We start from the raw sequence: 5,433 nt of genomic DNA on the forward strand, positions 1-5,433 counted from the left end.
TGGCGGGCGCGCTGCTGGCCGCCGCGCCCCGCGTGGTTCCCGTCCGCGAGTACCCGTGCGCCTTCTGGGCCGATGCCAGCGGCATGGCGGGGCTGGGCGGCGACGCGGCCGTCGCGCGGCGCCTGGCCCAGGCGGCGCGCCAGGCGGGCTGGGAGGCGCGCGTGGGCATCGCCGGCTCGTGCATCGCCGCGGCGGCCGCCACGCGCGAGCGGCGCCACGAGGTGCGCATCGTTCCGCCCGGCGGCGAGGCCGGCTACCTGCGCCGCCGCTCGCTCTCGCTGCTGCCCATCACCCCCGACCTGCGGCAGTCGTTCTACCTGCTGGGACTGCGCACCTGCGGTGACCTGTGCGCGCTGGTGGCGGCCGACGTGGAGCTTCGCTTCGGCGCGGAGGGGCTGCGCGCCTGGCGCCTGGCGGGCGGCGACGACGCGCGCTGGCCCTTTCGCCCCCCCGAGCCGGGGATGGCCAGCGCCGAGGCGGAGTTCGAGCCGCCGGTGGACTCGTCCGAGCCGCTGCGCTTCGTGCTGCAGGGGCTGATCGGGCAGGTGGCGGCGCAGCTGGCCCGGCGGCAGCGCATTCCCGCGCGGCTGCGGCTGACGCTGCGCGTGCCCGACGCGGCGGAAGATGCGAGGGAAGTGCGCCCCGCCCGCCCCACGGCCGACGTGCGCGTCCTGGCCGACCTGTGCCGCCGGGCCATCGACCAGCGCCCCCTGGCCGGCCCGGTGAGCGGCATCGCGCTGCTGGCGGAAGAGGAGGGTGCCGCCCGCGCCGACCAGCTGGACGCCTTCCAGGCCCCCGCGCCCGATCCGGGCGCGCTGCACGCGGCGCTCCTTCCCGTGTTCGCGCGCTGGGGCGCCGGCGCGCTCAGCCAGGCCGTGCTGCACGGCGCCCACCTGCCGGGCGAGAACGCCGCCTGGGTGGCGCGCGGCAGCGACGGCATCGAGCCCTTCGCCGGGGCGCGTCCCCGGGCCGAGCCCGCCGCGCGCGAGGAGGCGATCGGCTTCCGCAACACCCTGCCGCTCTGCTTTCGGCGTCTTCCCGAACCCCTTGACATCGGCGTTCGCGAAGACCCGGAACGCCGCCCCGTACAGGTGGACATTCCTGCGGGGCAAAATGCATTGCCGGGCGTGGGGATGGAGGGTTTTCCACCCCGATTGTGGAAAACTGTTGTCCAAGGTCCGGAGAGGATTTCGGGGGGGTGGTGGGCCCAGGGAGAGGCGCGCGAGTACTGGCGGGTGGAGTCTTCCGAGGGGTGGCTTGGGTTGATCTACCGGGATGCCGTTACCGCTTCGTGGCACCTGGAAGGGTGGTACGACTGAGGCGGCTGGGGTGGGGACCACGATGGCGCGATGCGCGCGGATTTCGAGGTAAGTCGTTGTGAATGCTGGAGATTACGTCGAGCTGCATTGTCACAGCGCCTTCTCGCTGTGTGACGGATCGTCCACGCCGGAACAGCTGGCGGCGCGGGCGGCCGAGCTGGGCTACACGCATCTGTCTCTGACGGATCACGACGATCTGGGGGGCGCAGTACGCTTCTCGAAAGCGTGCAGGGACACGGGGATCACCCCCCTGCTGGGTGCGGAAGCGACTCTGGATGACGGGTCGCACCTCACCCTGGTTGTGGAAAACCCGGACGGCTGGAGGAGCCTCTGCGCCCTCCTGTCAAGTGCCCGGATGGAGAGCCCGCGCGGCACCCCGTCGCTGCGCTGGGAAACGCTTGCCGCGAGGTCCACCGGGCTGATCGCGCTATCCGGCTGTCCCCGCGGCCGCATCCCCCAGTTGCTGGCCGAAGAGCGCTACGCCCAGGCGCGCGCCAGGGCGGGGGAGATGAAGGAGGTGTTCGGCGACCGCTTCTTCCTGGAGCTGTGGGACCACCGCACGCACCAGGAGGCGTCGCTGTGCGCGGACCTGCGCGACCTGGCGCGCGAAGTGGGGGTGCCGTGGGTGGTCACCCACGACGTGCACTACGCCGATCCCGCCGCGCGCGCCGTGCACGACCTGCTCACCTGCATCCGCCGCGAAACCACGCTCGACGAGGCGCACCGCCGCGGGTGGCTGCGCCCCTCGGCCGAGTGGTGCCTGCAGCCGCCGGCGGAGATGGCGCGCCGCTGGCGCCACGCGCCGGAAGGCATCCGCCGCACCCGCGAGATCGCGGAGCGCTGCGGGGGCTTTCAGCTGCTGGACCTGCCCGCCCCGCATCCCTCCTTTCCCCTGCCGCCCGGCTGGGACTCGGCCGACGCCCTGCTGGAGCACCTGGTGCGCCAGGGGCTGCGCGAGCGGCTGCCGGACGCCTCGGGGCGCCACTGGAGCCAGGTGGAGCACGAGCTGTCCATCATCCGCCAGGTGGGGATGGCCGACCACTTCCTGGTGGTGTGGGACATCTGCCGCTTCGCGCGCGAGTCGGGCATCATGTGCCAGGGCCGCGGCTCGGCGGCCAACTCGCTGGCGTGCTACGCCCTGCGGGTGACGGCCGTGGACCCCGTGGCCAACCAGCTGCTCTTCGAGCGCTTCCTTTCCGTCGAACGTCCCGAGGCGCCGGACATCGACGTGGACTTCGCCGCGCTCGACGACCGCGAGCGCGTGCTGCAGTACGTCTACACCAAGTACGGGCGGGCCCACGCGGCCATGGTGTGCACCCACGTGGAGTACCGCGGCCGCTCGGCCGTGCGCGACGCCATGCGCGTGCTGGGGCTTCCCGTGGCGCAGGCGGACTTCCTCGCGAAGCGGCTGGATGGCTACGCGTCGGCGAAGACGGCGGCGGAGTGGCTGGAGGTGGGCGAGGGCAAGGCGCTGCGGTCCATCGGGCTGGACCCGGCGGAGCCGAAGGCGAAGGCGCTGGTGAAGCTGGTGGGGGGGCTGAACGGGCTGCCGCGGCACCGGGGGATCCACAGCGGCGGCTTCGTGCTGTCGGGCGCGCCGCTGGGCGAGTCGGTGCCCATCGAGCCGGCCTCCATGCCGGGGCGCACGGTGATCCAGTGGGACAAGGACGACTGTGCCGACCGCGCCGTCCCCAAGTTCGACCTGCTGGGGCTGGGGATGCTGAAGCTGCTGGGCGAGTGCATCCGCCTGGTGCGCGAGTGGCGGGGGGTGGAGGTGGACATCGGCCGCCTGCCCATGGACGACCCCGCGGTGTTCGCGCAGATCGGCGCCGCCGACACCATCGGCCTCTTCCAGATCGAGAGCCGCGCGCAGGCCAACTTCCTTCCCCGGCTGAAGCCTACGTGCTTCTACGACGTGGTGATCTCCGTGGGCGCCATCCGGCCCGGGCCCATGCTGGGCGGGCAGGTGAAGGAGATGCTGGCGCGCCGCCGCGGCGAGGTGCCCACGGAGTATCCGCATCCCGACCTGGAAGAGGTGCTGGGGCGCACGCACGGCCTGGCGCTCTTCCAGGAGCAGCTGATGCGGTGCGCCATCGTGGTCAGCGGCTGCTCGCCGGGCGAGGCCGACCGCCTGCGCCGCGCCATGAGCCGCAAGCGCACGCGCGACGAGATGCACCACGCCACCGAGGGCATCCGCGAGGGGATGCGCGCCCGCGGCGTGGACGACCACGCGGCCGACCGGGTGCTGGGATGGCTGGAGGCGTGCGCCAGCTACACCTTTCCCGAAAGCCACGCCATTTCGTTCGCGCTGCTGGCGTACGCGAGCGCCTGGTTGCGGCTGTACTACCCGGCCGAGTACCTGTGCGCCATCCTGAACGCGCAGCCAATGGGCTTCTACCCCGTGTCGACGCTGATCCACGACGCGCGGCAGCACGGGGTGGTGGTGCTGCCGATCGACCTGGCGGTGAGCGGGTGGGACTGCGAACTGGAAAAGTGCGAAAGTACGGAAAGGCAGTGCGAAAGTACTAAGTGCGAAAGTGCGAAAGTGAACGGCAGCGGCGGATCAGCGCCGGAGTCCGCACCGGGCGACTCTCGCACTTTCGCACTTTCGCACTCTCGCACTGCCCCTGCGGTTCGCGTCGGGCTCCGATACGTACGCGGCCTCGGCACCGTGACGGCGCGCCGCCTCCGTGCCGCGGCGCCGTTCACCTCCGTCGCCGACGTGGTGGAGCGGTTTCCGTCGGAGCACGGGCTGCGGGCGCTGGCGGCGGCGGGGGCGTTCCGGTCGTGGATCGAGGGCGGGCCGCGCCAGGCGCTGTGGACGGTCCTGGGCGAGCTGCGGGCACTTCGGAGCGGGGGACCGCTGGCGCCCGCGCCGGAGTCCTCGGCGCGCCTGCCCCAGATGCCGCCCGCCGAGCGGACGCTGATGGCGCACCACGTCACTGGCTTCGACCTGGACGGCCACCCCATGCGCCACCTGCGCGAGCGGCTGGGCGGGCTGGGCGTGGTGGCGCTGGGCGACCTGCGCGGCGAGGGCCGGCGCCACGGCGAGCGCGTCACCGCCGCGGGGGTGGTGATCGTGCGCCAGCGCCCGGGAACGGCCAAGGGCTTCGTGTTCGTGGGGCTGGAGGACGAGACGGGGCGCCTGGACGTGATCATTCCGCCCCAGCTCTACGAAAAGGAACGCGAGATCATCAACGGCAACGGCATCCTGGCCGTGCGCGGAAAGCTGGGCAAGGAGGACGGCGTGACGAACCTGAAGGCGGAGACGTTCTTCGCGCTTACCCTGGACGACGCGCGCGAGATCGTGCGCTCACACGACTATCACTGACGTAAACGCGTGATCCGGGAGCGGCGCAGTCGTCGTGCATCCCTGAGTTACGCGGGGGCAGATCAATCCGCAGCACCTCGGCGGTCGGCCGAACCTGGTCCAGGAGCTTCAATTCGCGCACTCGGCTCACGCGGGAAAGGGTGATGGCTACGTGGGAGCCGCACGTTGCTTCCCGCTTGACGTTCCGAGGCCCGCGGCTTATCTGGAATGGAGCGGATTCGGCCAAGCACTCCGGGCTGTGGTGTTGGCCGGAATGCCGTCCACTGAACAACCAGTCAGGTGGCCACGGGCTCGGTCTCTATGACGGTGCAGACGTTCTACCGGTGCGCGGTGTGGCTGCCCCTCGGCATCCCGGCCCTCGTGGCGACCGCGGTCCATGCTGCCGGCTGGCGTCCGAGCCTTTCGCCCGTCGCGAAGCTCGTTCAACTCCTGCTGATGTCCGGGATCTACGGCGGCCTGCCCTACGCCATGCTGGCGGCGTGGGCGACCTGGTGGATTGACCGGCGCCTCGAACCGGAGATCCGCCGCCGCGCGCTGCAGGCACCGCTCTGGATGGTGGCCGCCTGGCTACCGTTCACCGCGGTGATCGGAGGGCTCTCTGGCCGTGTCGAGATTTTTCTGGGGCTGGCGGGCCTCGGCATTCTTGTAATCCTGCCGCTCGGCTATGCCTATGTCACGCTGGTGTTCCTGCTCCGCCGCTGGTTGGGCCGGGCGGGAGCGCTCTCGTCTTCCCGGGCGGCCACCTAACGTTGTGTTGCAACTCACGCAGCACGTATGGCCGAC

Annotated in this window: 3 protein-coding genes; all 3 read left to right on the plus strand. The window is 71.7% G+C overall.

Annotated features, from left to right (window positions below):
- Positions 1-1,319: hypothetical protein (locus tag VIB55_RS15865; RefSeq protein WP_331877637.1), on the plus strand; the 1,319-nt coding region annotated here is incomplete at its 5' end.
- A 58-nt stretch (positions 1,320-1,377) separates the two neighbouring features.
- The gene (locus VIB55_RS15870; protein WP_331877638.1) at positions 1,378-4,650 is read left to right on the plus strand and encodes an error-prone DNA polymerase; all 3,273 of its coding nucleotides are present in this window, start codon (positions 1,378-1,380) and stop codon (positions 4,648-4,650) included.
- Between the two features lie 306 nt (positions 4,651-4,956).
- Entirely contained in the window at positions 4,957-5,397 is a 441-nt protein-coding gene (locus VIB55_RS15875) for a hypothetical protein (protein ID WP_331877639.1), read from the plus strand.
- Positions 5,398-5,433: the final 36 nt, after the last annotated feature.

Origin of the sequence: Longimicrobium sp., from assembly GCF_036554565.1 — a bacterium.
In the GTDB taxonomy this organism is placed as follows: Bacteria; Gemmatimonadota; Gemmatimonadetes; order Longimicrobiales; family Longimicrobiaceae; genus Longimicrobium.